The 24,463-nt window shown below is 55.3% G+C and carries 27 protein-coding genes and 1 pseudogene; 11 read left to right on the top strand and 17 right to left on the bottom strand.

What is annotated here, in order from left to right; all coding sequences use genetic code 11:
* Positions 1–377 precede the first annotated feature (377 nt).
* The gene (locus ACQZ6D_RS15410; protein WP_448729814.1) at positions 378–1,661 is read left to right on the top strand and encodes a hypothetical protein; all 1,284 of its coding nucleotides are present in this window, start codon (positions 378–380) and stop codon (positions 1,659–1,661) included.
* 1,382 nt (positions 1,662–3,043) lie between these two features.
* On the opposite strand, the gene ACQZ6D_RS15405 is transcribed toward ACQZ6D_RS15410, so the two are convergent.
* Positions 3,044–3,748 (bottom strand): hypothetical protein, encoded by a 705-nt coding sequence (locus tag ACQZ6D_RS15405; protein ID WP_448729813.1) that lies wholly within the window; start codon positions 3,746–3,748, stop codon positions 3,044–3,046.
* Positions 3,749–3,844: 96 nt separating this feature from the next.
* Positions 3,845–4,444 (bottom strand): hypothetical protein, encoded by a 600-nt coding sequence (locus ACQZ6D_RS15400; protein WP_448729812.1) that lies wholly within the window; start codon positions 4,442–4,444, stop codon positions 3,845–3,847.
* 724 nt (positions 4,445–5,168) lie between these two features.
* Between ACQZ6D_RS15400 and ACQZ6D_RS15395 the strand changes: the two genes are divergently transcribed.
* Positions 5,169–5,450 (top strand): DUF5334 family protein, encoded by a 282-nt coding sequence (locus tag ACQZ6D_RS15395; RefSeq protein WP_448729811.1) that lies wholly within the window; start codon positions 5,169–5,171, stop codon positions 5,448–5,450.
* Positions 5,451–5,621: 171 nt separating this feature from the next.
* Positions 5,622–6,155 (top strand): hypothetical protein, encoded by a 534-nt coding sequence (locus ACQZ6D_RS15390; RefSeq protein WP_448729810.1) that lies wholly within the window; start codon positions 5,622–5,624, stop codon positions 6,153–6,155.
* Positions 6,156–6,620: 465 nt separating this feature from the next.
* On the opposite strand, the gene ACQZ6D_RS15385 is transcribed toward ACQZ6D_RS15390, so the two are convergent.
* Entirely contained in the window at positions 6,621–6,842 is a 222-nt protein-coding gene (locus ACQZ6D_RS15385) for a hypothetical protein (RefSeq protein WP_448729809.1), read from the bottom strand.
* Positions 6,835–7,521, bottom strand: coding sequence for an acyl-homoserine-lactone synthase (locus ACQZ6D_RS15380; protein WP_448729808.1), 687 nt, complete (start codon positions 7,519–7,521; stop codon positions 6,835–6,837). Before ACQZ6D_RS15380 ends, ACQZ6D_RS15385 begins: the two co-directional genes overlap by 8 nt.
* Positions 7,522–7,994: 473 nt before the next feature.
* Here ACQZ6D_RS15380 and ACQZ6D_RS15375 point away from each other — a divergent pair, with 473 nt between their 5' ends.
* The 5 genes from ACQZ6D_RS15375 to ACQZ6D_RS15355 all read left to right on the top strand — a co-directional run bounded on the left by ACQZ6D_RS15375 (position 7,995) and on the right by ACQZ6D_RS15355 (position 10,829).
* On the top strand, positions 7,995–8,471 hold the full coding sequence (locus tag ACQZ6D_RS15375) for a hypothetical protein (RefSeq protein WP_448729807.1): 477 nt from the start codon (positions 7,995–7,997) through the stop codon (positions 8,469–8,471).
* Complete coding sequence (locus tag ACQZ6D_RS15370) at positions 8,461–8,922, top strand: helix-turn-helix domain-containing protein (RefSeq protein WP_448729806.1); 462 nt, start codon at positions 8,461–8,463, stop codon at positions 8,920–8,922. Before ACQZ6D_RS15375 ends, ACQZ6D_RS15370 begins: the two co-directional genes overlap by 11 nt.
* Entirely contained in the window at positions 8,923–9,348 is a 426-nt protein-coding gene (locus ACQZ6D_RS15365) for a hypothetical protein (RefSeq protein WP_448729805.1), read from the top strand. It begins immediately after the preceding gene.
* A 782-nt stretch (positions 9,349–10,130) separates the two neighbouring features.
* A complete protein-coding gene (locus ACQZ6D_RS15360; protein ID WP_448729804.1) occupies positions 10,131–10,589 on the top strand; it encodes a hypothetical protein in 459 nt (152 codons plus the stop codon).
* A 6-nt stretch (positions 10,590–10,595) separates the two neighbouring features.
* The gene (locus tag ACQZ6D_RS15355) at positions 10,596–10,829 is read left to right on the top strand and encodes a hypothetical protein (RefSeq protein WP_448729803.1); all 234 of its coding nucleotides are present in this window, start codon (positions 10,596–10,598) and stop codon (positions 10,827–10,829) included.
* Here ACQZ6D_RS15355 and ACQZ6D_RS15350 read toward each other — a convergent pair.
* The 13 genes and pseudogenes from ACQZ6D_RS15350 to ACQZ6D_RS15290 form a co-directional block, all read right to left on the bottom strand.
* Positions 10,797–12,101 carry a hypothetical protein gene (locus tag ACQZ6D_RS15350; protein ID WP_448729802.1) on the bottom strand — a complete coding sequence of 435 codons (1,305 nt, stop codon included), beginning with the start codon at positions 12,099–12,101 and terminating at the stop codon, positions 10,797–10,799. The two genes, ACQZ6D_RS15355 and ACQZ6D_RS15350, sit on opposite strands and share 33 nt — an antisense overlap.
* A pseudogene (locus tag ACQZ6D_RS15345) lies at positions 12,070–12,225 on the bottom strand (winged helix domain-containing protein); the annotation flags it as partial. The gene ACQZ6D_RS15350 and the pseudogene ACQZ6D_RS15345, both read right to left, overlap by 32 nt.
* A complete protein-coding gene (locus ACQZ6D_RS15340; RefSeq protein ID WP_448729801.1) occupies positions 12,222–12,437 on the bottom strand; it encodes a hypothetical protein in 216 nt (71 codons plus the stop codon). The gene ACQZ6D_RS15340 and the pseudogene ACQZ6D_RS15345, both read right to left, overlap by 4 nt.
* A gap of 9 nt (positions 12,438–12,446) precedes the next feature.
* The gene (locus ACQZ6D_RS15335; protein WP_448729800.1) at positions 12,447–12,659 is read right to left on the bottom strand and encodes a helix-turn-helix transcriptional regulator; all 213 of its coding nucleotides are present in this window, start codon (positions 12,657–12,659) and stop codon (positions 12,447–12,449) included.
* Between the two features lie 117 nt (positions 12,660–12,776).
* Positions 12,777–13,403: a hypothetical protein gene (locus ACQZ6D_RS15330; RefSeq protein ID WP_448729799.1), complete on the bottom strand. Its 627-nt coding sequence runs from the start codon at positions 13,401–13,403 to the stop codon at positions 12,777–12,779.
* Positions 13,404–13,580: 177 nt separating this feature from the next.
* Positions 13,581–14,777, bottom strand: coding sequence for a tyrosine-type recombinase/integrase (locus ACQZ6D_RS15325; RefSeq protein ID WP_448729798.1), 1,197 nt, complete (start codon positions 14,775–14,777; stop codon positions 13,581–13,583).
* A gap of 414 nt (positions 14,778–15,191) precedes the next feature.
* A complete protein-coding gene (gene mnhG / locus ACQZ6D_RS15320; protein ID WP_003514988.1) occupies positions 15,192–15,536 on the bottom strand; it encodes a monovalent cation/H(+) antiporter subunit G in 345 nt (114 codons plus the stop codon).
* Positions 15,533–15,814, bottom strand: a complete 282-nt coding sequence (locus ACQZ6D_RS15315) for a K+/H+ antiporter subunit F (protein ID WP_003514989.1) — start codon at positions 15,812–15,814, stop codon at positions 15,533–15,535. Before ACQZ6D_RS15315 ends, mnhG begins: the two co-directional genes overlap by 4 nt.
* Positions 15,811–16,299, bottom strand: coding sequence for a Na+/H+ antiporter subunit E (locus tag ACQZ6D_RS15310; RefSeq protein WP_003514990.1), 489 nt, complete (start codon positions 16,297–16,299; stop codon positions 15,811–15,813). Before ACQZ6D_RS15310 ends, ACQZ6D_RS15315 begins: the two co-directional genes overlap by 4 nt.
* Complete coding sequence (locus ACQZ6D_RS15305; RefSeq protein WP_003514992.1) at positions 16,296–17,942, bottom strand: monovalent cation/H+ antiporter subunit D; 1,647 nt, start codon at positions 17,940–17,942, stop codon at positions 16,296–16,298. Before ACQZ6D_RS15305 ends, ACQZ6D_RS15310 begins: the two co-directional genes overlap by 4 nt.
* Positions 17,939–18,274, bottom strand: coding sequence for a Na+/H+ antiporter subunit C (locus tag ACQZ6D_RS15300; protein ID WP_003514993.1), 336 nt, complete (start codon positions 18,272–18,274; stop codon positions 17,939–17,941). The genes ACQZ6D_RS15305 and ACQZ6D_RS15300 overlap by 4 nt, the downstream gene beginning before the upstream one ends.
* The gene (locus tag ACQZ6D_RS15295; protein ID WP_065658358.1) at positions 18,274–21,192 is read right to left on the bottom strand and encodes a monovalent cation/H+ antiporter subunit A; all 2,919 of its coding nucleotides are present in this window, start codon (positions 21,190–21,192) and stop codon (positions 18,274–18,276) included. The genes ACQZ6D_RS15300 and ACQZ6D_RS15295 overlap by 1 nt, the downstream gene beginning before the upstream one ends.
* 106 nt (positions 21,193–21,298) lie before the next feature.
* Positions 21,299–21,676, bottom strand: a complete 378-nt coding sequence (locus tag ACQZ6D_RS15290) for a hypothetical protein (protein WP_065703800.1) — start codon at positions 21,674–21,676, stop codon at positions 21,299–21,301.
* A gap of 516 nt (positions 21,677–22,192) precedes the next feature.
* Here ACQZ6D_RS15290 and ACQZ6D_RS15285 point away from each other — a divergent pair.
* The 3 genes from ACQZ6D_RS15285 to cheY1 are packed head-to-tail and all read left to right on the top strand — an operon-like array spanning position 22,193 to position 24,449.
* Entirely contained in the window at positions 22,193–23,788 is a 1,596-nt protein-coding gene (locus ACQZ6D_RS15285) for a globin-coupled sensor protein (protein ID WP_236768914.1), read from the top strand.
* On the top strand, positions 23,788–24,087 hold the full coding sequence (locus tag ACQZ6D_RS15280) for an STAS domain-containing protein (protein WP_013635450.1): 300 nt from the start codon (positions 23,788–23,790) through the stop codon (positions 24,085–24,087). The genes ACQZ6D_RS15285 and ACQZ6D_RS15280 overlap by 1 nt, the downstream gene beginning before the upstream one ends.
* Complete coding sequence (cheY1, locus tag ACQZ6D_RS15275; protein WP_003493773.1) at positions 24,084–24,449, top strand: chemotaxis response regulator CheY1; 366 nt, start codon at positions 24,084–24,086, stop codon at positions 24,447–24,449. Before ACQZ6D_RS15280 ends, cheY1 begins: the two co-directional genes overlap by 4 nt.
* Positions 24,450–24,463: the final 14 nt, after the last annotated feature.

Here is a 24,463-nt window from a genome sequence, read left to right as displayed (position 1 = left end):
GATGGCTTTTAATTGCCTGTCTCAATCCACCTTTCTGCCCACCTTTTTCGGGTCGGTAGGAGGGCGCTCACTAATCCGTGATTGCCGGATTATTCGGCATTGGAAGTCCCCTCTCTGCTTCACCATTATTCTACATGAGCCATCACTGACATCTTTCGGCAATGCCAAGCTGTCTAGCGCTCTCGCGCGCTGTTCTGTTCCGACGGATATCTTTTGATATTTCTTCAAACGGCCCCGCTGCGTTTCTTCAAAGGTGACGGTGTCGCTATCGGTTTATAGCCCTTTCCTTCATGGCTAGGACGAATAGACGTGGTTGCTGTTTACACGAGCCTGAGTAGTCTGAGGCCCACGTCGAGAATCGAACCCGGTATTTTCTAATGAAACGTACCTTCACACGACAGGAACTCTATGACTTGGTGTGGTCCACGCCTATTTCAAAACTCGCAGAGCAACTGGAAATTTCTGATCGCGGCTTAGCAAAAACCTGCGCTCGCTACCACATTGCTGTGCCCGGACGCGGGTATTGGGCAAAGATTGAGGCAGGACAACCAGCGACTAAAACTCCTCTTTGGAAACTCGATAATCCGTCACTACACATTGTCCATATCGGGGGAGCCAAGCAGCAAATAAACCCTTATGTCGCTTTCGCTATTGAAGCGGCTCAAAAGGCCGTGGAGAAGGTCAAGATTAAGCCTGCTGCGGCATCTAACCCTGCCGTGAAACCCCGGGAAGATATGGCCGGCGCAGCGTCGGTAACTGCGTTCCAACCAGTTAGACGACCCCATATTTCAATCTCCGGCCTTGTGCTCGAACTCAAAGCAACTCAGCCTGATCGACACGGCGAAGTCGCCGTAACAGGAATACGCATTCACCGCGACGCAAGGCCTCGCGTCATTGCATTCCTTCATCATCTCGCTATCGCGCTGGAGCATCGCGGAATTTCCTTAACCCAAGGGGAGCGCGGCTTAAAAGCCAGTATTCCGCCCGAAGATATATCGTTGGAAATTAGCGAAGGCAGGCAAAGGGTGAAACATGAGCCCTCACCTGCTGAACTAAAAAAAGAGCAAGACTACGAACGGAAACGGGCGATGGCCAGTAAAAGAGGCCAATGGCTGTTCCCGGAAAAATTCTGGCCGGAATTCGATTACCACTATTCTGGAAAACTCACCTTCGAGATCAATAACTGGGCAGATGGGGCCCGGAAAAAATGGTCCGATGGAAAGCACCAATCGTTTGAGACAATGGTCGACGGCATTGCGGACGGAATTCTTTATCATTTGGCCTTTGACAAGGCGCGGCGCGAAGAGCGTGAAAAGGAAGAACGACGCCGGAGGCATCTGGCGCATAGACGCGAGTTGCACAAAAAGCGAGAGGAACGTGAAGCCAAGCGCATCAAGTTTCTTGCCGATCTGGCGGATTACCAACAGGAGGCGGCGCAGCTCAAGTCTGTTATTGAAAGCGCTTCGAAAGCGGGAGGGGACACCCTGGCAGAATATCAGCGTATGATCGAATGGTCTAAAGCTCGATTGGCGCACCTCGAGGCGCAAAACGAACCCGAGACCCTTGCAGCAAATCTCAGGTCGGAGAACCTGTTTCCACAGGACGACGAGTTCTTCGACCCAGAAGGCGATCCGCCGCCAAAGCAGGGATACTGGGACTAGGCCGAAAACGCTGGGCCGGTGAACGAAAAAGAGAGACCAGTGCGGTCGCAGAGTTGTGGTGCATCAGGATTTGGCAGCTTGCCCTTTTCAACGACGTTCGCTTTTCTGGCTCAAAAAACTCACGCGAGATATGACCAAGTGAAGGGAGTAATCAGTTTGCGCCACGGTGACGCTAACCCGTGCGTGATAGCTCTTTCGAACTGGCTGGGTTTTCGCTTTTGCTCATGCCTCATGCCTCATGCCTCATGCAATTTGGCTTTGGGCAAGCGCTTGCGCCATCCTTTCGCACCATGCATTCTGGAGCATTGGCATGAGTGACCTGGGGGGGCATGCAGGTGAAAATAGTAGCTAACGGGTACGGCAGAAATGTCGTTGGGTATCACACCCTTACAGACAGCACTTTAGACGCAAGTGCTTTCCACGTGACAGACGACGGCGTTGAAATATACGTGCCGAGGTCAAAAAAACTTGGCTTGGGTGGGTACTTCCGCTTGCATGTCTACTTAACCACGGAAGAAATTCGGCAAGCTCTTCACTCCGCAACGATTACAAAGCTGGAGAAGAGAATAGCTGACTTGGAGAAAAAGCTTTTAACGTAATCTCCCGCTCTTGCTCGGTGGTGGTCATGGGCAGCGCAACGTCGGTTATTTGGAGCTTTCAGGGTGCAGGGCACTTTTGAGCAACGGCAAATTGCTTCAGAAACTGAAGCTCCCTGAAGTAGGCGTCGGCTCTCCACGCTCGGCCATCACTACCTTACCCAGCCTTTTAGTAACATTTACTAACAGGCGCGAAACGGCCAATTCCACAAGTTTAGCCGCTATGATGTTGAGTTTAGATGCTTTTCCGGCAATGCCGCGCGCGCGCGTATTGGTCCCGAATGCTGGATTCAAGCAAAAGAAAAGGCCGGCGTCTGGCTGCCAGCCTATTTCTCTCTGCGCTAGTTCATCCGTAGACGTGGGAAGATACGTATACAGAATCGATGGATATTATCATCCCTATCACAAGAACTGATGCGTTCTGTTTCCGCTCTGTATTATCAGGGGGCGGCGCTGCTTTTTTGCGGCTCCCGAAAATTCGAGACTCTTTTAGGGAGTGACAAAATTCCTTCATCTGCCGTGTGGCAAGCGTAGCAGCAGGCACCTTTCCCCTATTTCGGCCTATTTTACGCTATCATCAGTATTTCCCACTATTTTACTGACTCATGGGGTGAAAAGCGGGAACGTAGATTTCTGACTTGCCTCCCTCCCCGCTACTCCCCGTAAATGCGGGTCTCCCCAAAGGTGGGGGCAGCGGATTCTGCTCGGCCGGTACTGCCTCAAAAAAAACGCTGCATGTCAGGTTTTGTCAGGTTCGGCGCCATGGCCAAATGCCGCCAACGGCGATCAATAGGCTGGTACTCGGCTTCTCCATCGTTCGACAAAACGTATAGCGTCATTTCGTGCGGCAGAAAAAATGTTCTGCGCCATCGACACCTTTGATTTAAGCGCAGCCAACCGCATGTCAGCAGCCCTCCAATTTTCCTCTTTGACGGCCGTTTCATAAGCGGTGCATTCAGCTTCAAACATATCGAGAAACTTCTCGACGCTAGCGCGCGGGGAGTGCGATGTTAGATTAACCATTCTAATCTCATTGGCGTCGATTTGCTCCTTTACAAACCAGTGGAACGCTCGGGGGCGAAAATCTCGATGCATTTGCTTTTGGAAAACATGATCAATGTTCGCAATCATATTCCGGCACTCCAGTTCCGCACTTTGACATCGCTCGGCAACTCGCCGGGCAGCAGCCATTTTGTCAAGAATCTGAATCTCGACATTCTCACGCTGGTGTCTGTTTGCTTCAGCGGTTTGGCGGTTCATTGTGCGTATCGTAAGATAGGCAAAAAAAACAGCGATCCAGCCTCCGGTTGCCGAGATCCATTCGCGAGTGCAATGTTCTTGCTCTGAACTGCAAAACGCTGCCCTCACCGAATCTCGCCAATAGAAGCCGGTCATGAACCCCAAAAGCAGCACAAATGCCGCGAGGAGCGGAAAGTGGCGCCAAGCGGTGACGCGCATCATTTTATTAATTGCGTCATTCAAGTCGCTCACTTCTTGCCATCCGATTTTTGTAGACAATATCGCAAGTTTTTTTGCCGGCCACGGGAAGCCGACGGCGGGCTAAGATATCGCTATAGAGTCAGGCGGTCAGTTTCCAGTAGTTTTGTTTTTCTCCGCATTGAGGCGGCGGTTTGCTTCGATCGCACTTTCCGTCTCTTGATATTTTTGCGCCGCCACTGGCACCCACGGATTACCTGGCATTCGCTTGAAGTGGTCGGGAACCGAATCCGTCTGAGAGAGCAGGAAGTCACGAACAGAGAAAAGCAACCTAGTGAGGCGCCTGACATCCTGTCTCGTTTCAAAGCCAATCGCGTCGCGCGGAACTTGATCCCATACCAAATCCAACGCTGACAAACTCTCTTCTACTTGAATCGCAGCGCCTGTGATCGATTTTGCAGGCTCGAAAGAGAGTAGCTGCCTTGTTGCAAGTTCACGGTCATACTCGTGCATCCTTGCGTCTTCGAGCCTGCCCTTGTATGCGAATCTGTCTTTTGGGAGTTCGAACGAGGCCTTTTCGTAGTCCATTTGCTTTTGCACGCAGGCAGCGATGGCCTCTGCGAGTTGCAGCACCTTGTCGGATGCGTCAGCGCCCGTCTGGGTTCGAGGTTGAAACTCGGACGTCAGTCGCTGTTGATCCTGCAGGACCTGATTTTCCTTTCGTGAAGTATGCGCAGTTGCCTGTCCCATGAGATTTCCTCGCTTTGGTTTCGTGAACTCGCCGCGGAGGTTGGATCGGCGTTCGTGAAGCAGCAATCAATAGTCTCAGGTATGGCGATTTTCGGGTTAGTTTCCACAGGCCACGTTTTAGACACGCACCAAATCAGCACGCCAAAATAAGTCCTCACTCCGAGGCTCTGAAAGACCAATGATTCCTTTTGGCCTCACCAATAAAAAATTCAGTTGAGTAGACTCGACTCTAAACGTTCTGCGTGTTTTTGTAACCACGGGGACGCTATTGGGGGCTATTTTGACAATTGTTTACTTACGGGTGCTTGGCGCCCTGTTCATGTCGTGTGCCCTGAGCGCATGCACAACTTCGCGAGAAGCGTTCAACGCTAATCCAAAGTCGATCGACAAACCGACGCTCTGTCGGACATACTTGCAGAGCCAAGATCCAGTATTCCAGCAAGATATCCTGGAAGAACTCAATCGCCGTGGGGTTCAAGCTTTTGACTGTCATCAGATGGTTCAGAATCAGGACGCAGCGGCAACTGCGCTTGTTGCAGTAGCGCTCGTGGGCACTGCTGTAGCCGTGTGTGCAAATAACAATTGTGGGGGTGGCGGTTATCCTCCGCCTCGGTCGTACCACGGCAACTGCCAATACAACTGGCAATACGATGCGGCCGGCAACCGATGCGGCAATCGCAGCGCTTGGGCTCGCCCCGGTGGCTATTACTGAAGAAAGGATCAAATGCGCGTAAGAATTTTGTTTGCTGCTACCGCAGTATTGTTATCTCTAGATACCACTTCCTTCGCTTGGGATGGCGTCGATACGGAAAGCGGAAACGACGTTGAAATAGGAAGCGGTAATCTGGTTCGCCCCGGTCGCGACATTGAGGTTTATGATTACGGCTCGGGCTCGTATCGTGATGTCGAAGTTCAATCAATTAGACGCTCTGGGTCGTCTGTCGAAGTCGAAGTGTATGACAATGAAAGCGGTGAGTACCGAACGTTCGAAATGGAGGACGAATAGCTGACTTCATCATGTGCAACAAGTTTGCGGCAAGCAGGATGTGCTCATTATTGGGCAAGGTCAGCGTGAACGTCAGCTCCAAATATTAAAAAGCTGCTTTGTCGCACGCTTGCGTAAAGGTTTCGTGCCGTGCAATCACGAGTGGTTGCTGGGCAACACCCGGGGGATGGGATGGGGCAGAGTGAAGACCGCACTTCGAACCTAGATGGGCTAAAACTAGAATACGGGTTTCTTGCATCACATTTGAACTCTTTGGTACTCGTCCGTTACACTTACTTCGGGACATATCTCGCGGCGTTCGGCTGGCTTACAACAAAAAACCTGACGGCCGTGTCGTTGATCTCTGCGATGATTGTTACCATTGTTGTTTGGTGTATCGAGCTCCGCACGAGGGTAGTAATACGTGCATGCACGAAGCGCTTGGTGGAGATCGAAGAGAGCGAATTTGGATACGTGGGATACTTCTGCCGTTCACACCCGTACCAGACCAGTACTCACCAAAACCCTCATGACACAAGAACAACACCAGAGATCAAGGAGCCGTACAGGTTTTTGGTATGGAAATTCGTTATTCCGTCCGCCATAGGCTTCTCCACAGTAATGGATCTGTTTTTCAACCTAGCCATTATTTTGATTTCTGTTTTGCTGGCACTGTGGTTAGTTTGGCCCGGTGCATTGCAACTGCTGGCGCCATACTCAATATGAAATATGCTTCTTAGCGTTTTCCGCCCGCTCTTATCAGTTTGGAAGGCCACCTTCCCACGCTTCAGATTGTTTCCATATCCGACTGGTTCAAAGGCCGAAGGCCGGTGCTTCCCTCACTTGGCCACGTCTCCCGAGAATATTTCGAGCCCTCGAAAAAAACACAACCTTCGAAGATGAAGCGTCCGGATCCCGACGCTCCAGAGTTCACTTTTTCGTTCCCGAACTCGAATCCTGACAAGGCCGTTATTCATTTCAACCCAGCCGCCGTCCGAGAAAAGGCGTAGCTATCCGAATTAGGTTTTCTCAAGTTTTAGACTCGCTGGAAAAAAGCCGGAAGCTACGTTTTTCTACCCCTGCATACTGAGTGAAAAAAAGCGAGGGCCGGTACTTTCAGGCCCATAGACTGACGCAAAAAAGCTGGCCGGCGGGTTATCCACTCAATCTCTTCAAACGTTCACTCTAACATCAATCGCCAGCAGGTGCCTCGGTTCTAGAATACACAAGCATCGGCTTTCGTTTCGGCGCCTCTTTATAAATTTGTTTTGCTTCTGAACGGACCATATCCAGCAGGTAGGTGAGGAACTGTACTCGGTCGCTTGGCTGGCAAAAATTGACTAGGGCGATCAACTCGTCTGTCTGCTCAGCAATGTATTGCGCGACGGCATGCTCGGTTAGCGGGTCACGCATAGGACACCTCCGCAAGAAGAGCAGTATGCGCGTAGTCAACAAACGTGGTCAGGGTCCGCCCAGTCACTGGATTTAAGGCGTCAGCGGCCAATTCCAAAACGCTGCCGTCGATGCCAGCGCCGCGGTGATGAGATGCCAGTGCAGCGGGAGAGGGGACAGCATGGATCGGTACAACAAGCGCACCATCGTATACCATCGGCGCTGCTAGGGGTGTCACGCCCCAGAGATTCGAAACCAGCAGATTGACCAGCTTCGGATGTGTCTCAACTATGAGAGCTCCAATGCCAGCACTTAGGCAGAATTCGGCAACGCCGGTGAGCAGCATGTGCGAGGCTTCTACACCACATAACCTTGCGCCTGGTTCCGCAACGCATCGCGTCCATTCATAAACATTAGTCTGGCGCGGATATTCGGCATCGCCTACGATTTCGGGATAGACATCAGAAAGCAGGTGCGGTGCACTCGTGGTTAGAAGTCGAGAATAGCCTAGAACTACGCCTGCATCTTCCAGAACTAGATGAACGGCGTCATCGGTGTCGAAGTTATCAATTTCCCGGTTGTCCGATTTTCGAAGCGCCTCCCATCCGAAGCGTTCGACAAAATGCCTGTGCCTGAATTGCCAAACTCGCTCTGCAAAACCAGAAGCTTGGAGCGATGAACCCTTGAAATATCGAAGCATTAAAACCCCCACAGATTTACGGGGGGTAGGGATAATGCAGCGCGCTTTTGGGTAAATAGGCCGTTCTGCCTATTGTCAGCGAATGATGCCTATGCGGATGGCTTCGGCTAGCCGATGCTCTGGACGAACTCGCGTACAAAGGTCTTGTAAAAATGTCGAAAGGCAGGGCGGGTAACGGGACAGCCCACCCTACGATCTACACCCTTATGGTATGTCAAACGAGACTGTGAGCCCATACTGCATTAGGGCCTGCGGCGCGGTTTCGGGGGTGGGCCATGCAGACAATTCCTTCAACACGCTTTGAGCGTTGAGGCCGAAAAACGATATATGCGCCCCTTAAAATATATTGACTAACCACCCAAATCTGTCGCTAAAAGTGTTCAACGGGCTTTGTGCTCTCGATTGTTGAGTCTAGGCTAGGATCGTCAGTCTCTGAAAGTTCACCACTTGTTAATAGGATTATGTTGACTTATATGGCAACATTGGAACAATTAGAGGTAGACGGCGTTTTGAGCCGGGCCTTTCCAAAACTGGTGCCGCAGGTGCGACAGATTTGGGTTACCGCAAATGTAGGTGCTTGGATCAAAAATGAGCTTGCAAACCAAACGGCTATTCCTCGTCCGGGGGAAGGCGCCCCTGTGAGACCGTTAGTTCAAGCAAAAGTTCTGTTCGAGCGCTTTATAACCGGAAAGGAGATGTTTCACAGCGAGGATTTCTGGTTGATGCGCCCCGAAGAAGATGATGTGTTCGAGCTGAAATCAGACGATGTTCGCTTTTTTGGGTGGTTTCCGGAGCGCAGAAAGTTCCTCATCGCAGCTGCAAACTCGATGGAAAATTGCCACACATATAAACTACACGACGGTTACAGAAACGAAGTTAAGCACATACGTAACGGGATGGACTTGAGTCCAAAACTTGTCGTTGGAGCGGAGCCTAAAGATGTCCTTTGAGATTGAGGTAAATGAGTTCGAAGAAGCGGGCGGTCGGCTGGTAGCCGAGTTTGGCGAGCAGCTGCAGGAAGTTTTTGTCTATCGTCGAGAGAACGATGGCATGACTCAACAGGAAATTGCTGACCGTCTGTGCGTAGACCGATCTCGAGTGAACCGTTGCCTATCTGGCTTCAATAATCTGACAATTGGCTCGCTTGGGGAGCTAGCTCACGCAATGGAAAGTGTCGTTATCCACCGCGTTGTTCCAAAGGAGCAAGTCGGCGAATGGAAATTGATAAGGGTGCTACCAACTTCGACCCAAGGCAAGACGATAATCGGTTTGTTTGATAGCAAACCGTCCATACGTGATACCTATTCAAGCGACAGCACTGTCGAAACATCCGGGGCGTCATCCGTGACCGAGGCGAAAACGTCTCAGGTTAATCCCGTAATTAGATGGGCTAGCAATTGAATGAACGCTCACATCGTTTTCTGTGACGACATCCGCCAAGAAGCCAATGGAAAATTTCTTCTAATTGGAGTCTACGCTGGAGAACTTGTCGTGGCGCCGGCAGGCAATGAGAAGCCGCCGTTAATAGTTACACTAGCCACGTATATTGAGATGTCAGACCTGGAAAGCGGGACAACCAGCCTTGAGGCTGACGTCCGCTTTAAGACAGCACAGGGAACGAAAACGGTCAACAGAATAGCATGGCAGAACCATGTCGGAAATCCCGAGGTGCCATCGGTACTTGCGCCTACTGGCTTGAGACTGCCAGTCGATGAAACCGGAACGCTGGAAATTTACATTAGGCATACCGGTTCCGCCGAAGAAATCCTCGGGGGAAGACTTAACATCATTCTAGCACCCACTAGCACCGAAACCCCTTTGGAATGAGGTCGGCTTCACAACGCAATCGGCGGGACCGGTGATGGCGGTGGCTGACCTGTCGTAATCACTCTGAGAGTTGTCATCTGAATCGACGTAGGCCTATTAATTGAGCCATCACCGGCTGTTATCCGGCTGTTTCATCAGCCGATTGCTTCGCGTGCGCGCGCTTACTTGATGCGGAATGAGATAGGGCATCATTTTAAAATCGCTATCCCTTTGATTGGCGCAATTAAATAGACATAACACCCTGAAATCATTACTTTTGGTAATACGTATTCACCGAACCATGCGATTGGGTAATGTCTCGCGCGTGCGTGGGCGCGTACTTGGTGCGGAACGGTAGATATTCAGGTTTCCAACGACGAAGTGAAATCAAATGCATTTGCTTGCCCCATACTGGCCCGCCTGCGCGCGTTTCGGCAAATCTAGCAAAGGGGGCCGCCAAAGAAGAAATCGCTTCCTTGGCCATTTATGGGGATTTATGCGGGGTGTGGCTTACGCGAAGAGGGCCAGCGCATAAAGAAACACGAGGGAGAGGCTACAGAGTAGTTTTGAAACCGGCATCGCTCCCTCTCGATCTATAACCTTGATAGCTAAATTTAACCTGTCACACCCATATTAAATAACTAAAAAGTTATGAAATATCGAAAGAAGCTGCGGACAACAAAGTGTTTTTCGAACTGTCTGGTTTGATGCGCTCTCCTGTTTTCACGGTGTATCAACACCGGAACCGGTATATCGACAGCAACGCGAAATAAGGCATAATCCCTCAATCTATGGGGGATTATATGAGGCAATCTCACTTTATCGATGTTCCCGTAAAAAAGCCTTGGGTTAAGCGATGGCTTTACCGGGCATTTAAGGCATCCATCGTTGTTGGCTGCGTCGGGTTTGTTGCGAATGCCTGGATCAATCTTGATAGATACCAAGGCTCTCTAAAAGAGAGTGCAACTAGTGAACTTGGCTACCGATGCGCCGCCACTCTTAGCGACGATACGCTTTCAAAGGGGATGAACATTTACGGGAATATCGACATAAGCAAGCTTGGGTGCACAGCGTCTACCTTCATCGTCTCCATGCCGGAAGTTAGAGATGTTCGGGCTGGGAAGATAGATTTCTCACCTTATTACAAACCATTCTATTGGCAAGAATCGTTCGCTGCGGCACTGTTTGCCTTTATCCTATCGATTATTGTTCTTACGGGAGCAATCGTTTCAGTGGCAATTGTCCGCTGGATATGGATATGATGACCCATGAGCAAGCGACCAATTATTGAACACGATCCGAACGAGCGCCCCGGCCAACGTTATTCGCTGGGCAAATGGTGGTGGGCCGTATGGGCGATGATTGCACTTGGCTGGGCACTGCAATTTCGAGACGGTTTTGATTGGGATCAACTGGCTTTAGGAGCGTCTACCGGCCTCCTATTTGGATATTTTGTCATTGACATGCACTTATCGAGCGGCGGCAGCAGCCGGGACTTGTGACGGCCCTTCCTCCATGATGCGCGGCAGAAACGAAGCGTCGATTGCATTTATAGCCGATGCAAGCTTTGCCCTGAATTGAGGGCTTATCGAACCGCTCAAAAGCTGGTTCTTCAAATATGTCTGCCCTGCGGGTGTCATCATGAGGCGTCCAGCGAATGAGGGTAGGGCCGCGCCGGCAACCATACCCGCCATTGCACCGGGACCGCCACCGGCAGCGCCACCAGCACCAGCGCCGAGAAGTGCGGGGAGAGCCGCGCCCAAGTTGCGGATTGCCGTTCGCGGGGCTGTGCCTGATTGCGGCATCGGCTTCATCACACCTTCACCTGCACGCGCCAACTCTGCAAAGTCACCGCTTCCCCGCGCGTAGTTCCTGCGCCCTTGCTTCGCCAGTGTGGCGTTACGGAGTGCGGAAGGAGAGATAAGGCCCGCCGCTGCGTTTTCCCCAGCCCCTGTCGCTGCCTGTTCCAGCACAAGCATGTTGCGGTATTCCTTGCGGGCGGTGCGCCAGCCGCCAAGGTCTTTCGGGTTGGTTGCGGCGATCGAACGCTCCATGCCGTCATCAAGCGCCGATCTGATATCCCGAAGCGTGTTCGCTAGTTCGGGGTCGCTAGATCCGCGCGCCACCCGATCGAGACGGGACCGCAGAGACTGGTACGTTTTTCCATCGAGCGAGCCGCCATTTTTCAGGGCGTTGTTGATATCGCTCATCATGTCGGCCACGATTGGAACGCGGGCGTTCGGCGGTGTGACTGACATGTAGTTGCGCCAGGTATCCACCAAATCGTTTTGCAGCTTCCGATCCGGCTTGAGCGTGTTCCGCGTTGCCAGTGAATCGAACTGGTTCCCAATACGATTAAACGCATTGTCGATAACTTCAGGCGTCGCACGGTCGGCTTTAACGCCGGCACGGGAAAGGGCCGCGCGGGTAAACTGTTCGCCTTGGCGGTCCACCAAATCCCGAGCCGCAGCGCCTCCGATTTCGCTCTCTGCATATCGCAGGGCGTCGCTACCGGTTGCCTGTCCTGCCGTCACGTCTATGCCCTCACGCTCAAGCGTATTGACGAGAGATTGGCGCGCGGGTGACGCAGAAACGGGGGAGACGATGCGGCGAGCTACATTGCCGACGAGGGACGTGGCGCCGGGGAGCGCGCTTCCGATGATAGCGCCAACAGCAAGGCCCGATTTTGCCTTGTTCAGCCTGTCCTCGATTCCTTCACCTTGTCCGAAACCCTGCGCAGCGGTATGCGCTCCAGCGTGGGCCGGGGTGGTCAATGGGGGTGCATCCGCGCTTGCCAGCGGCTACGAGGTTCTTAAGCGCCCAGCCATAGCGGCCGACAAGTTTGAACGGTTGCCCATCGGGGAGAACACGAGCGGTCGTTATGATGCGTTTCGTCATGCTGCCAGACCTCCAAGACCTGTGAGCTGGCAAATGGTCTTCGCATGCCAAAAGGACACGCGGCACCGACGCATGACGGACTTGACCGCCAGCAATTCAGATTGATTTTCGGGGGTGATTTCTGTAGGGTTCCAAGTATCAAGCCCTGTGAAAGCGTTGATATTGAAACCCGGTTTTGCGCCTGCCAGCGCTGCCGGGTTTTCCGTTTTCATGTGGAACCCTCAAGCGGCGCGCTGCTGTTTCGCGGCAGAGATGAAGCCGAGAATGTCAGAATGCGAAAATCGGGAAAGACGACCGAGCTTGATCGGCTTCGGCAGCGTTCCGTCTTTCACGCGGTTCCAGACGGATGTGCGGCACATGCCGAGAAGGTCACCAACCTCTTTGTCAGTCAGCAGCCTTTCAGAGGCATTTTGGTTGGCCTGTTGGGTAATCATCGTTTTGGTCCCTCGTGGGCGTTGTTGCTACGAGGTGAACGATGACAAATACGGAGCCGCTTAAATATTTGGGGGGGATTAAAATTAATGGTGGGGGAGGATTTATCTATATGAAAATCAACGCTTCTTTTTTGGAGCGCCAGCTTTCATTAAGGGCGGGTGAATCTCTCTTGCATATGCCCACGAGCTAATAAAGGCCGTTTTTGATAAGCCCAATTCCAACCTGATCTGCTCTTTTGAATGCGTAGGATTTTCTTTTTTGATCCCTATAATTTTTTGAGCACGTTCAACCACAAGGGTGTCAGGCGGGGTTAAATCAGACTCCCTTACGGGCTGAGCGCGGGTTGTGAGTTCAGCAAATGACTCTAGACTCTCCCGCTCAACGTAAATCCAATCTGGAACGCTATAGTCAGGGCGAAAAATGCCGTCTGACATTTGCCCAAATTTAAAAAGTGGCGTGAAATCGTCAACGTTCCAAGATGAACGGCTGAACTGAATAAAGGCGCCCTCTCGCATGCCAAGCTCCTCACGTGGCAGTTTAAAGTCACCGCCCTTCGCCGCGCGGAGCGCAAATTTAACCTGCCCTCGGGCTATGGCAGGTCCCAGCAAGTCCATAATCTGGGATATTCGATCGATCGCGTTTTTATCCTTCCCTACAGACGCAAACGCTTTCCGGGGCGTATCTTCCTGCCAGTCGGCAAAAATGGCGCGGCCAAGGATATCGACAGCAGTGCCGATAAACACATAGTTGCCATCCGGGGCGTCGCGTGGTCGGCTACTGTCGAACCAAAACGAACTTCTACTTACTGCTGGATAATATGCCAATTCGCTGCACTCCGCGAAAGCACCAGATACCGCAGGGAAACCAAAGGTGCGTTTGGCTTGTCGGCTGGCCGGCCTATCCCTGCGGATTCGAAAGCTCTACCCCTCCGCAACCAGCCGCAGGACTTGCCCGCCCTTGCCGGTCACATGCTTTTCCCAGCGCTCAAGAAGCTTACGGCGCTGCTCCAAAAAATCGGTTCGCCTATATGCGCGCTCTACCTTGCCGCCCACGATATGCCCTAGCGTGGTTTCTGCGATATCGTGCGGGGTGTCCGTCGCTTCGGCTATCCAGTCCCGCAAGGAAGAACGAAAGCCGTGCGGCCGGTAAGCGATTTCATCACGCTCCATAAGCCTCGACATAGTAGCGTCGGAAATGACGCCCTTCTTGATGCTGGGGAATAGGAATCCATCGCGGGAGAGCGGCAACGCGGCTTTGATGATGTCCAGCGCCTCCGGGGTGAGCGGCACGCGGAAATCCTGCGTCTTCCCCTTCCTGCCCTTCATGGCTGCCCCCGGTATCGTCCACACGTCGCCGTCGATCTGGTCAACATGCAGGAAGCGCAGCGGCCCGGAGCGAACGCCGGTAAGGATGAGAAGGCGCAAGGCGAGATGGGTTATGGAGCCATCGGAAAGGCGCTTGTAGAAGGTCGGCACCTCGTGCCAGGGCATCGCCGGGATGTTTGTTGCCTCGTGTCGCTGCTGACCAAGGAGCGCCCGAGCTTTGGCGACGGCCTGAATATCAACCTCAAGGCCGAGAGCGGCGGCATGACGCATGCAGATGTCGAGACGGTTGAGTGCTTTACGGGCGGTCTCTGCCTTTGTGTGCCATATTGGCGAAAGCACGTCGCGGATTTGGGTTTGGTCGATTTCGGCAACTGGCGTCTTGCCAAGCTTAGGCAGGATATGAAGCTCAAGTGGGCTGAACCATCGCCCTGCCTTGCCGTCGCCCTTCAGTTCGGCCTTGCGGCTCTCAAAGGCGTCTTCGGCCACGTCCTTTAGGAGATGCAGGCGCTTGACCGCTTCCCGCTTATTTTTCTCTCGCTGGCTGATCGGATCTAGGCCGGACCGCGCAACCGCACGCCAGCGTTCCGATTCCTCGCGGGCTTCTTTCAATGAGACTTCACCGATCGAGCCTAAGCCCATCTCTCGGCGTCTGCCGTGGATCGTGAAACGCAGTACCCATTGGCCGCCGCCATCCTCGCGCTTGATGAGCCACAAGCCGCCACCATCGGCGTATTTACCGGCACCGGCATTCTTGACCGCAAGGGCGGAAAGCTTGTTCAAAGTGCGGGGCATTCAATCCACCTTTCAATCCACCCGAAGCAGCTAGACTAGGATGGATCATTTTATACACCGTTCGACGGCGTTAGGCATCATGAATGTTTGATAGTCAAGGCTTGTTAGACGGAGCTAAACGACGTTAAACGTCGCTATACTTCAATTCAATGCAGCCTCCGGGCACCATTCTTCTTAATTTCATTTTCTCCTGAATTGAATGCGTGTTGCCTCCTCCGCGCTGGCGAGATTAGATTGCTTCCGTTGTCATCAGTTTTTTAGCGCGGACGATGTAACTCGATGCGTTACGTCTGCCTACTTGTCCAACAATCGGAAAGCCGCCCGCAAGTGGATCATCGGATAAGACCCGTCGCAGGAGAGTTTCCTTGACCTTCAGGAAGGTAATTCACGCAAAACTTGTCTGAGTCCGCGGTGCTACAGATGCTCCCGGTTATCCGTATTCTGCTCCGCCCGGTCCCGATAAAGTGCGGCACGCCCCAGCAGCATCAGCGACACTGGCGTCGTCACCGTCACGAAGATGCCGATGAAGATCTCGTGGAAGGCGAAACGGTCGCCGGAGACGGAGAAATAGATGATGGAGGCCATGACGATGCCGCCGGTGCCCCAGCTGGTGCCGAGCGTCGGTGCGTGCAGGCGCTCGTAGAAGCTGTTGAGCTTGGCAAAGCCGATGGTGCCGATCAGCGTCAGCGAGGCGCCCAGAAGGACGAAGAACGCCACCAGAATGGCGGCCCAGAGCGGAAATTCTGCGGCATTGTTCATTCAATCACCTCGCCACGCATCATGAATTTGGAAAGGGCAACGGTGGAGACGAAGCCGAGGATCGCAATGAGCAACGAGGCCTCGAAATAGATGTCGTTGCCGGTGCGCAGGCCGAAGGTCAAGAGAAGCAGCATGGCGTTGACATAGAGCGTGTCGACGCCGAGCACCCGGTCCTGGGCGCGTGGGCCGATGGCGATGCGGTAAACGGAAATCGTCATGGCAATGGCGAGCATCAGCTGCGCGAGCGAAAAGGACCAGAAAAGGATAATCGAACTCATTCGAATATCTCCATCAAAAGTTTTTCATATCGGTTCTTGATGAGGCTTATCCAGGCCGCCTCATCCTCATCGTCGAGAACATGAAGCAGAAGCGTGCCCTGGCTGGAATTATATTCGAGCCAGGCGCTTCCCGGTGTCGAGGTGAGGATTGTCGCCAGAACGGCCAATCCCATCGGATCGCGAATATCGAGCGGCACCGCGAGGAAACCGGATTTGCGATCTCTCTCGCGCTGGAACAGAATGATCTTCACGACGGAAATATTGGACAGGACGATGTCGTAAAGCACGATCGCGATCAGCTTGACGAGCTTGTGCCAGTTGCGGATGCGCGGTTTTGCCGGCCGGAGCGACGCCATAGCCCAGGAGGCGATGAGGGCCACACCGGTGCCTAGCAGCAGATGTCCGGCTGAAAAGCTGTTGATCGTCATCCAGAAGATGATCAGCGACACCGTCAGCAGCGGGTAGGGCAGGACACGGCTTATCATGGCTGCGCCTCCGGATTGGTTCCCGCTCTTGGGGCGGAAATGACGCCCTGAATGTAGCTGGCCGGCAGATCGAGAATACGCGCCGTCTCCTGCATGTAACGCATCACCGGCCCCGCTTGCACGGTCATGGCGAGTGTCAGTCCCAGCAGCAGCATGATGGGCGCTATTTCGATGACGAGAACACGCGGTACTGTGCCTTCGAGGGAGGCCCAGAAGGTGCGGATGCCCGCGCGGGTCATCGAGATCAGCGAGGCGAAACCTGCAAAGACAATCAGGAAGACCAGCCACCAGGAAAGGGTGGAGACGCTGTCATTGGCCCCCAGCCCTGAAGGGTTGAGAATGGCGGTCAGCATGGAGAATTTGGCGATGAAGCCCGAGAGCGGCGGCAGACCGGCGAGGAGAATGCCGCAGGCTGCAAAACACGCCCCGAGCACCGCCATGGTGCCGGGCATGGTCACGCCGACTTCCTCTTCCTCTTCCTCCTCTTCGCCCTCGCCATAGGCTTCCATGGTTACGGCAAGAACGTTCGCGCCGGCATCCTGCCCGCGTTCCACCAGTTCGATCAGCATGAAGAAAGCGCTGATGGTGAGTGTGGAACTGACGAGATAATAGAGCGCGCCGGCTGCAACCGTGGGATTGCCGGTGCCCATGGCCGCGAGAAGCGTTCCCGAGGACACCAGAACCGAAAACCCGGCCAGCCGCCCAAGCGCCTGCGAGGCGAGTACGCCGATTGCGCCGAAGATGATGGTGGCGATCCCGCCGACAAGCAGGGCATCATGGCCAAAACCGGCCGATTCCCCGGCCGTCTGCCCGAAAAGCAGGAAGGACAGGCGGGCAATGACATAGATGCCGACCTTGCTCATGATAGCAAACAGCCCGCCGACAGGTGCTGAAGCCGAGCCATAGGCGGAAGGCAGCCAGAAATTCAGCGGCCACATGCCAGCCTTGACCAGGAACGCGATGCCGAGAACCGCAGCGCCGGTTTCAAGCAGCATGCGCTGGTCCGGGTTGAGGCCGTCGATGCGGTGGGCAAGGTCACCCATGTTCAGCGTGCCGGTGACGCCATAAATGAGGCTAACGCCGATCAGGAAGAACAATGCGGCGACGAGGTTGATGGCGATGTAATGCAGCCCCGCCTTGACGCGCTGCTGACCGGAGCCATGCAACAGCAAACCATAGGATGCCGCGAGCATAACCTCGAAGAAAACGAAGAGGTTGAAGAGGTCACCGGTCAGGAAAGCGCCGTTGACGCCCATCAGCATCATCTGGAACAGCGAATGGAAATGCGCGCCTGCCTTATGCCATTTCGCCAGCGAATAGATCAGCGAGGGAATGGCAAGCAGTGCCGTCAAAAGCACCATCAGCCCGGAGAGGCGATCGGCAACGAGCACGATGCCGAAGGGCGCCGGCCAGTTGCCGAGCAGATAGACCCCGCTCGAAACCACCGCCGCGATCTCGGTATTGACCGTCGAGTTCACCTCGCGAAACAGCAGGATGGCGACAACAAGCAATATCACGGTCGAGGCAAGGCTGATGGCGGCCTTCGCCACGCGCTGGCGCTCGTCGAAGAACAACAGGAGGGCTGCGGTGATCAGCGGCACCAGAATGGGCGCGATGACGATGTGGAAGGGGAACGACATCATTTCGATTCCCTCCCGTCCACATGGTCGGTGCCGGTAAGCCCACGGGCGGCCAAAAGCACGACGAGGAACAGCGCAGTCGTCGCAAAGCCGATGACGATTGCCGTCAACACCAGCGCCTGCGGCACGGGGTCGGCAAGCGTGGAACTGTCGACGCCGTTTACCAGCACCGGCGGCGCATTGGTCTTGATGCCGCCGACGCCGAAGATGAACAGGTTGACGGCATAGGACAGCAGGGAAAGCCCGACGATGACCTGATAAGTGCGCGGGCGCAGGATCAGCCAGACGCCGGAGCCAGTCATGATGCCGATGCCGATTGAAAGAATGAGTTCCATTACACGTCCTCCGCTTTTGCGGCTTCAGGCGTGCGAACGCGGTAGTTACGCAACGATTGGTGTGCCAGTGCTATAAGAATAAGAACGGTGGAGCCGACGACCAGCGAGAAGACGCCGAGGTCGAACAGCAAGGCGGATGCTGTCGGCATTTTGCCGATATAGGGTATCTCCGTGTACTGGAAATAAGAGGTCAGGAACGGATAGCCGAAGTACCATGACCCCATGCCGGTTGCCGCCGCCATCAGAAGGCCGAAGCCCATCCAGCGCAGCGGCAGGATGCGGATGCGATCCTCCGCCCAGCGCGCGCCGCCGGCGAGATATTGCAGCAGGAACGCGATTGCCATGGTGATGCCGGCCGCAAAGCCGCCGCCGGGCAGATCGTGGCCGCGTATGAACAGGAAGATCGAAAAGGTGACGATAACCGGGAACATCCATTGCATGACGATGGACGGTACATAGAGATAATCGCGCACCGTATCGCCCTTGCTGCGGTCGGGCCGCTCCGCATCGAAGGCGTTTTGCATCTGCTGCTGTTCCGGCACCCCGATGCTTTCATGCGCAGGGCGGAAACGGCGAAGCAGCGCAAAGACCGTCAGCGCCACGATCGCCAGCACCGCGATTTCGCCGAACGTGTCGAAGCCGCGGAAATCGACGAGGATGACGTTGACGACATTGGTGCCGCCGCCTTCCGAATAAGCGCGCTCGAGGAAATAGGTCGCGATGGCGTTCGGCACGGGCAGGGTCATGACCGCATAGGCGATGACGGACATGCCAATGCCGCTTGCTGCGGCCAGCAGGAAGTCACGGGCGCGGCGAAGCTGCGCCGGCAATTCATCGCTGCTGTCCACCTTCTCGAAGCGTTTCGGCAGCCATCTGAGACCGAGCAGGATCAGAACGGTGGTCACGATTTCGACCAGCAACTGGGTGATCGCGAGATCGGGTGCAGAAAGCCAGACGAATGTGAGGCAGGTGACAAGGCCGGAGACGCCGAGCATGATGAGTGCGGCGAGACGATGATATTTCGCCTGCCAGGCGGCACCCAGCGCGGCGATCATGCCGATCAGCCACAGAATGGCAAAGATCGGATCGAAGGACGTCACGCGCGGCAGCGACAATGAAAATTCCGAGAGGAAAAGCGGCGAGAAACCGGCAAGAATCGCCACGAGGATCAGAAGCCTCAGCTGCGGCTGCAGGCGCCGGGTGCCGAGCGTGCTTTCCAGCCACCGCGCCCACTTCCAGGACACGGTGACGAGAATGCGCTCGAAGATGCGCTGTCCCCGAAGATGCCGGAAGATCGGCGGGCCGTCGTCGCAGCGGGAGAAATAGCCGCCGAGCAGGGCATAGATGGCAACGCCGCCGCCGAGTGCCGCAATACTCATGATGAGCGGCAGGTTGAAACCGTGCCAGATCGACAGGCTGTAGACGGGCGTTTGCGGACCGAGAACGGAAAGCACAGCCGAATGCAGGAACGGGCCGATCGACAGGCTCGGAACGATGCCGACGATCAGGCAGGCGAAAACCAGGAACTCGATCGGGAAACGCATCCAGCGCGGCGGCTCATGCGGATTGGGGTTCGGCAGGTCAACCGGCTTGGGGCCGAAGAAGACCGTGTGGATGAAGCGTAGCGAGTAGGCGACGGCGAAGGCGCCTGACAACGTCGCGACGTATGGCAAAGCCCGGTCCAGCAGCGAGTCCGCGTGGGTTTCGACGGCCTCGGCAAAGAACATTTCCTTGGAGAGGAAGCCGTTGAACAGGGGTACGCCGGCCATTGCAGCGCTCGCCGCCATGGCGAGCGTCGCGGTTGCCGGCATATAGGTGTAAAGCCCGCTCAGCCGCCGCATGTCGCGCGTGCCGGTTTCATGGTCGATGATGCCGGCCGCCATGAACAGCGATGCCTTGAAGGTGGCGTGGTTGACCATGTGGAAGATCGCCGCAACCGCCGCAAGCGGGCTGCCCAGGCTCAAAAGCGTGGTAATGAGCCCCAGATGGCTGATGGTGGAATAGGCGAGCAAGCCTTTCAGGTCCTGCTGGAACATGGCGAAATAGGCGCCGAGCAGCAGGGTGATGACGCCTGCAGCACCCACCAGCCAGAACCATTCCGGCGTGCCTGCCAGCACCGGCCAGAACCGCGCCAGCAGGAAAACCCCGGCCTTCACCATGGTGGCCGAGTGCAGATAGGCGGAAACGGGCGTGGGCGCCGCCATGGCATTGGGCAGCCAGAAATGAAACGGAAACTGTGCGCTTTTCGTCAGCGCGCCGCCAAGGATGAGAATAAGTGCGGGCAGATAAAGGGAATGGGCGCGGATATCGGCACCGGCCGCGATGATCTTGTCCAGATCGTAGCTTCCCGCCATGTGGCCGAGTATCAGAAGCCCGGCGAGCAGGCTGAAGCCGCCGATGCCGGTCACGGTCAGCGCCATGCGGGCGCCATCGCGCGCGCCGGCATTCTGGTGCCAGTAGCCGATCAGCAGGAACGAGAAGATGCTGGTCATTTCCCAGAAGATCGACAGCAAAATGACGTTGCCGGACAGCACTATGCCGAGCATCGAGCCCATGAAGGCGAGCAGAAAGGCAAAAAACCGTGGAATAGGGTCCTGGGCCGACATGTAATATCGGGCGTAGAGAACCACGAGCAGGCCGATGCCGGTAATGAGGATCGCGAAAATCCAGGCGAAGCCATCCAGCCGCAGGGTAAAATTAAGCCCCAGCTGTGGCAGCCATTCCACATCGTATTTCAGCACGCCACCGCCACTGACATTTGGATAAAGAAGGATGCTGCCGACGAGGCCGAAGAGGGCTACGGCGCTTGCTACGTAGGCCGCGCTTGCGGCCGCGCCTTCGCGCGGCATGAAGGCCGTTATGAGAGCGCCGACGAACGGCAATGCGATAATAAATGGTAGAACGGTTGCAAGTGTCATATGCGGCGGCGGTTTTCTCTCTGGAATTGGAGCCTACGGCGGGTTTCCGACGACTCCGATCCCTCAAGGTTCGCAAGGAACCGAATGATGAGGACCGCCGGAATGACTAAGAGATAATATGCGGAGGTGCTCTTGGAACCACGTTCGCAAAGTCTCGGAAAGTTTGTGGCGCGATGGCAACAGGCGTGACGGCCGGTTTGGCGTCAGCCACGATCCGCAGGATGGTCGAGGGAAAACCGACGGGGCGAAGCCCCGGAGCACCGTTGTGAGCCTTGCAGCCGTGATCGTCGCCGGTGGTGCAGTCCTTATCGCGAAGCGAGGGGGAGTGGCTTAGGTCAGCCGTCTGCAATCGTTCCAGACGGCTGATCTTTGAGATTGCCTTGATGCCGGATGGCGCCTGAAAGCCGATGATGACGAGCAGGCTCGCAACCACAAGACCGATCAACACTTGCGGATGGCGCCTTGAACAGCGGCATTTCTCCATCCGTAACAAGTTGGCGTCTCCTTGATCGTAAAGGTCTCTCTAAAGCATCACCGCTGAGCGAATATCCCGTTGATTTGTTTTAGGGGAAGGCGGACACGCTTGTCCAGCGCACAGGCTGGAAAAACCGCCCGTCGCGTCCGATTCCTTTTCGTTTTTGCCCGTTTGCGGCAAAGTAGGGGCGACAATGGCTAAAAGCTTTTACAAATTTTACCGTTTGACGCCGGTGCTGATGTTTCTTAACTTTCAAGCAAGGAATTAACCATAAAGATTGATGGTATTTCCACGGCGGAATGGGGTTATCTCCCCTTCCAGGCATGACGCCGCACTGCCGTACCGGGCCCGATCCGGTATTTCGTTTCTTGGTTCAAGAAGGTCAGGCAAGCGTCGATGCCGCATCGTCCGCGATGGGTATGTTCGTTCAAAAATCCCCCTTAAGGGTGCTGGCGTTCTGAACCTTGCCATTTGGCCGGGTTTTACCGGCCGTCATATTATTGGGGTCGTCGGTTGGGGCAGGACTTGCCATCAGAACAAGCGCGGAGATCGGCAGGCGCAAGCCTGGCGGGGCGGTTGCGCTTTGCCGGCCTCGACGAGACGCAATCCGATTTCCTGCGCAATTATCGCAGCATGCTGGAGCCTTACGTTAAGGCTGGCCTGCGCGATGTGATGAACCGTTTCCAGTCCATGCCGGACTGTTCGCCGTCTTTCGAAAGCGAAAACCAGCTCGACCGCCTGCACGATTTGCAATCCTCGCACTGGAGCGTGCTGACCGATGCGCGTTTCGATGGGCTTTATGCCGAGCGGGTGAAAGTGCTTTCCGACAATGCCGGTCGCATGGGTCTCGATCCTCGCTGGCAGATCGCCAGCCATGCCGTCGTTCTGGAACATCTTCTGGGCGGTCTGGTGACTGAGCACGCGCCGCGCTCCATCCTGCCCGGCAACCGTAAAAAGAGCCGCGAACTGGCGGAAGCCGTCAAGAACGTCGTCCGTCTGGTGATGGTCGATACCGAGATTGCCGTATCGTTGCGCTTCAATGAATTGCGCCTGCGCCATGGCCGGGAACTGGCAGAACAGCGTGACAATGACCGCTCTGAAGCTGCAAGGTTGCTGGGCGAAGCGTTGACGGCATTTGCCGCAGGCGATTTGCAGGCCCGCATCGGCGGCGACGTGCCCGACGCCTACCGCGACGTTGCTGCCACTTTCAATGCGGCACTCGAGACGATTGGCGCGTCACTGACATCGGCGCAAAACAGCATCGGTGAAGCCGAGGCGCTGAGCGCGCGGTTTGCCGACATTGGCCGTTCCATGGCGGAGCGCTCCCGCCAGCAGGCCGCAGCCCTTGCCGACACCTCCCGTGCGATCCAGACGATGATCGGGGATGTGGCCGAAAACGGCGCCCGCATTTCGGCGGCGGAGACGGCGGTTTCCCATGCCCGTGAGGCGGCGGTCGAAAGCGGCAAGGCAATCGGTGAGGCGATAAACGCCATGTCGGATATCGAGCAATCCGCCGAGCAGATCGGACGGATCATCGGCACGATTGACGAGATCGCTTTCCAGACGAACCTTCTCGCCCTCAACGCCGGCATCGAGGCAGCACGCGCCGGTGACAGCGGACGCGGTTTTGCCGTTGTCGCGCAGGAGGTCCGGGCATTGGCCCAGCGTTCCGCAGACGCTGCAAGAGAGATCAAAAGCCTCGTTGGCTCCACGAAAAAGCAGGTCGAAGGCGGCGTGCACATGGTCAACCGCACGCAGGACGCAATCGGCGGTGTTGTCCGGCAGGTATCCGGCATCAACGACATGATCACCGAGGTCTCCCGGCACGCGGCAGAGCACGCCGGCGAATTGCAATCAGTCGCTGCCGACATCGGTGAACAGCAAAGACAGGCTGACCGGAACCTTGCCGATATGGGCAATGGCTCCTCGGAGGCCGATACGCTTCACACTGTCATTCTGGAACTCGGCCGCACCATTCGCGAATTCCGCATTGCCCGTCAGGGACAGGCGGCAGCTGTCGCCGCTACGGCTCGGCAGGACACATCATTTGTGGCCCGTGCGGATAACCGCACGGATTACGGCCAGGATTACCAACAATTCAGACGCCAAGGAGTCATGTAATGGCAGCCAGAAAAGCAGCTGAGGCGACGCTGAAACTGTCACCGGTGCTGGATCTCAACGAGGCATCGGCGCTGCACGGCAAGCTGATGACGCTGAGAGGAGCACCTTTGTCGGTGGATGCGTCCGAGGTGGAACGTATCGGTGCGCTTTGCGCCCAGGTCCTGATGGCCGGTGCGAAGTCCTGGGAAGAGGACGGCAAGCCGTTCGGTTTTGCCAGAGTGTCCGATGCATTCGACAAGACCATGAAACTGATAGGCGTCGAAATCGATCATTTGCTCCTGAAGGAGATCAAGAAGTGAAGAAAAAAGTTCTTACCGTGGATGATTCCAGAACGATCAGGAACATGCTCCTGGTCACGCTCAACAATGCCGGTTTCGAGACAATTCAGGCCGAAGACGGCATTGAGGGTCTCGAAGTGCTGGAGCAGAGCAACCCCGACGTTATCGTGACCGATATCAACATGCCCCGTCTTGACGGTTTCGGCTTCATCGAGGGTGTGCGTCGCAACGAGAAGTACCGGGCCATACCGATCCTCGTTCTGACGACCGAAAGCGACGCAGAGAAGAAGAACCGCGCCCGTCAGGCCGGTGCGACCGGCTGGATCGTCAAGCCGTTCGATCCTGCGAAGCTCATCGATGCCATTGAACGCGTAACTGCCTGATACGGGACATTTCA

This window comes from Agrobacterium sp. 22-3639C2 (assembly GCF_053522105.1).
Note: the sequence above shows the minus strand (reverse complement) of the source record. Positions and strands in the feature narration are given on the sequence as shown.

Bases quoted from the DNA above. Each gene is read 5' to 3' on its own strand.
- ACQZ6D_RS15410 (WP_448729814.1), top strand. From the start codon at position 378: ATGAAACGTACCTTCACACGACAGGAACTCTATGACTTGGTGTGGTCC.
- ACQZ6D_RS15400 (WP_448729812.1), bottom strand. From the start codon at position 4,444: ATGGGACAGGCAACTGCGCATACTTCACGAAAGGAAAATCAGGTCCTG.
- ACQZ6D_RS15395 (WP_448729811.1), top strand. From the start codon at position 5,169: ATGCGCGTAAGAATTTTGTTTGCTGCTACCGCAGTATTGTTATCTCTA.
- ACQZ6D_RS15390 (WP_448729810.1), top strand. From the start codon at position 5,622: ATGGGGCAGAGTGAAGACCGCACTTCGAACCTAGATGGGCTAAAACTA.
- ACQZ6D_RS15385 (WP_448729809.1), bottom strand. From the start codon at position 6,842: ATGCGTGACCCGCTAACCGAGCATGCCGTCGCGCAATACATTGCTGAG.
- ACQZ6D_RS15380 (WP_448729808.1), bottom strand. From the start codon at position 7,521: ATGCTTCGATATTTCAAGGGTTCATCGCTCCAAGCTTCTGGTTTTGCA.
- ACQZ6D_RS15375 (WP_448729807.1), top strand. From the start codon at position 7,995: ATGGCAACATTGGAACAATTAGAGGTAGACGGCGTTTTGAGCCGGGCC.
- ACQZ6D_RS15370 (WP_448729806.1), top strand. From the start codon at position 8,461: ATGTCCTTTGAGATTGAGGTAAATGAGTTCGAAGAAGCGGGCGGTCGG.
- ACQZ6D_RS15365 (WP_448729805.1), top strand. From the start codon at position 8,923: ATGAACGCTCACATCGTTTTCTGTGACGACATCCGCCAAGAAGCCAAT.
- ACQZ6D_RS15360 (WP_448729804.1), top strand. From the start codon at position 10,131: ATGAGGCAATCTCACTTTATCGATGTTCCCGTAAAAAAGCCTTGGGTT.
- ACQZ6D_RS15355 (WP_448729803.1), top strand. From the start codon at position 10,596: ATGAGCAAGCGACCAATTATTGAACACGATCCGAACGAGCGCCCCGGC.
- ACQZ6D_RS15340 (WP_448729801.1), bottom strand. From the start codon at position 12,437: ATGAAAACGGAAAACCCGGCAGCGCTGGCAGGCGCAAAACCGGGTTTC.
- ACQZ6D_RS15335 (WP_448729800.1), bottom strand. From the start codon at position 12,659: ATGATTACCCAACAGGCCAACCAAAATGCCTCTGAAAGGCTGCTGACT.
- ACQZ6D_RS15325 (WP_448729798.1), bottom strand. From the start codon at position 14,777: ATGCCCCGCACTTTGAACAAGCTTTCCGCCCTTGCGGTCAAGAATGCC.
- mnhG (WP_003514988.1), bottom strand. From the start codon at position 15,536: ATGAACAATGCCGCAGAATTTCCGCTCTGGGCCGCCATTCTGGTGGCG.
- ACQZ6D_RS15315 (WP_003514989.1), bottom strand. From the start codon at position 15,814: ATGAGTTCGATTATCCTTTTCTGGTCCTTTTCGCTCGCGCAGCTGATG.
- ACQZ6D_RS15310 (WP_003514990.1), bottom strand. From the start codon at position 16,299: ATGATAAGCCGTGTCCTGCCCTACCCGCTGCTGACGGTGTCGCTGATC.
- ACQZ6D_RS15305 (WP_003514992.1), bottom strand. From the start codon at position 17,942: ATGATGTCGTTCCCCTTCCACATCGTCATCGCGCCCATTCTGGTGCCG.
- ACQZ6D_RS15300 (WP_003514993.1), bottom strand. From the start codon at position 18,274: ATGGAACTCATTCTTTCAATCGGCATCGGCATCATGACTGGCTCCGGC.
- ACQZ6D_RS15295 (WP_065658358.1), bottom strand. From the start codon at position 21,192: ATGACACTTGCAACCGTTCTACCATTTATTATCGCATTGCCGTTCGTC.
- ACQZ6D_RS15290 (WP_065703800.1), bottom strand. From the start codon at position 21,676: ATGGAGAAATGCCGCTGTTCAAGGCGCCATCCGCAAGTGTTGATCGGT.
- ACQZ6D_RS15280 (WP_013635450.1), top strand. From the start codon at position 23,788: ATGGCAGCCAGAAAAGCAGCTGAGGCGACGCTGAAACTGTCACCGGTG.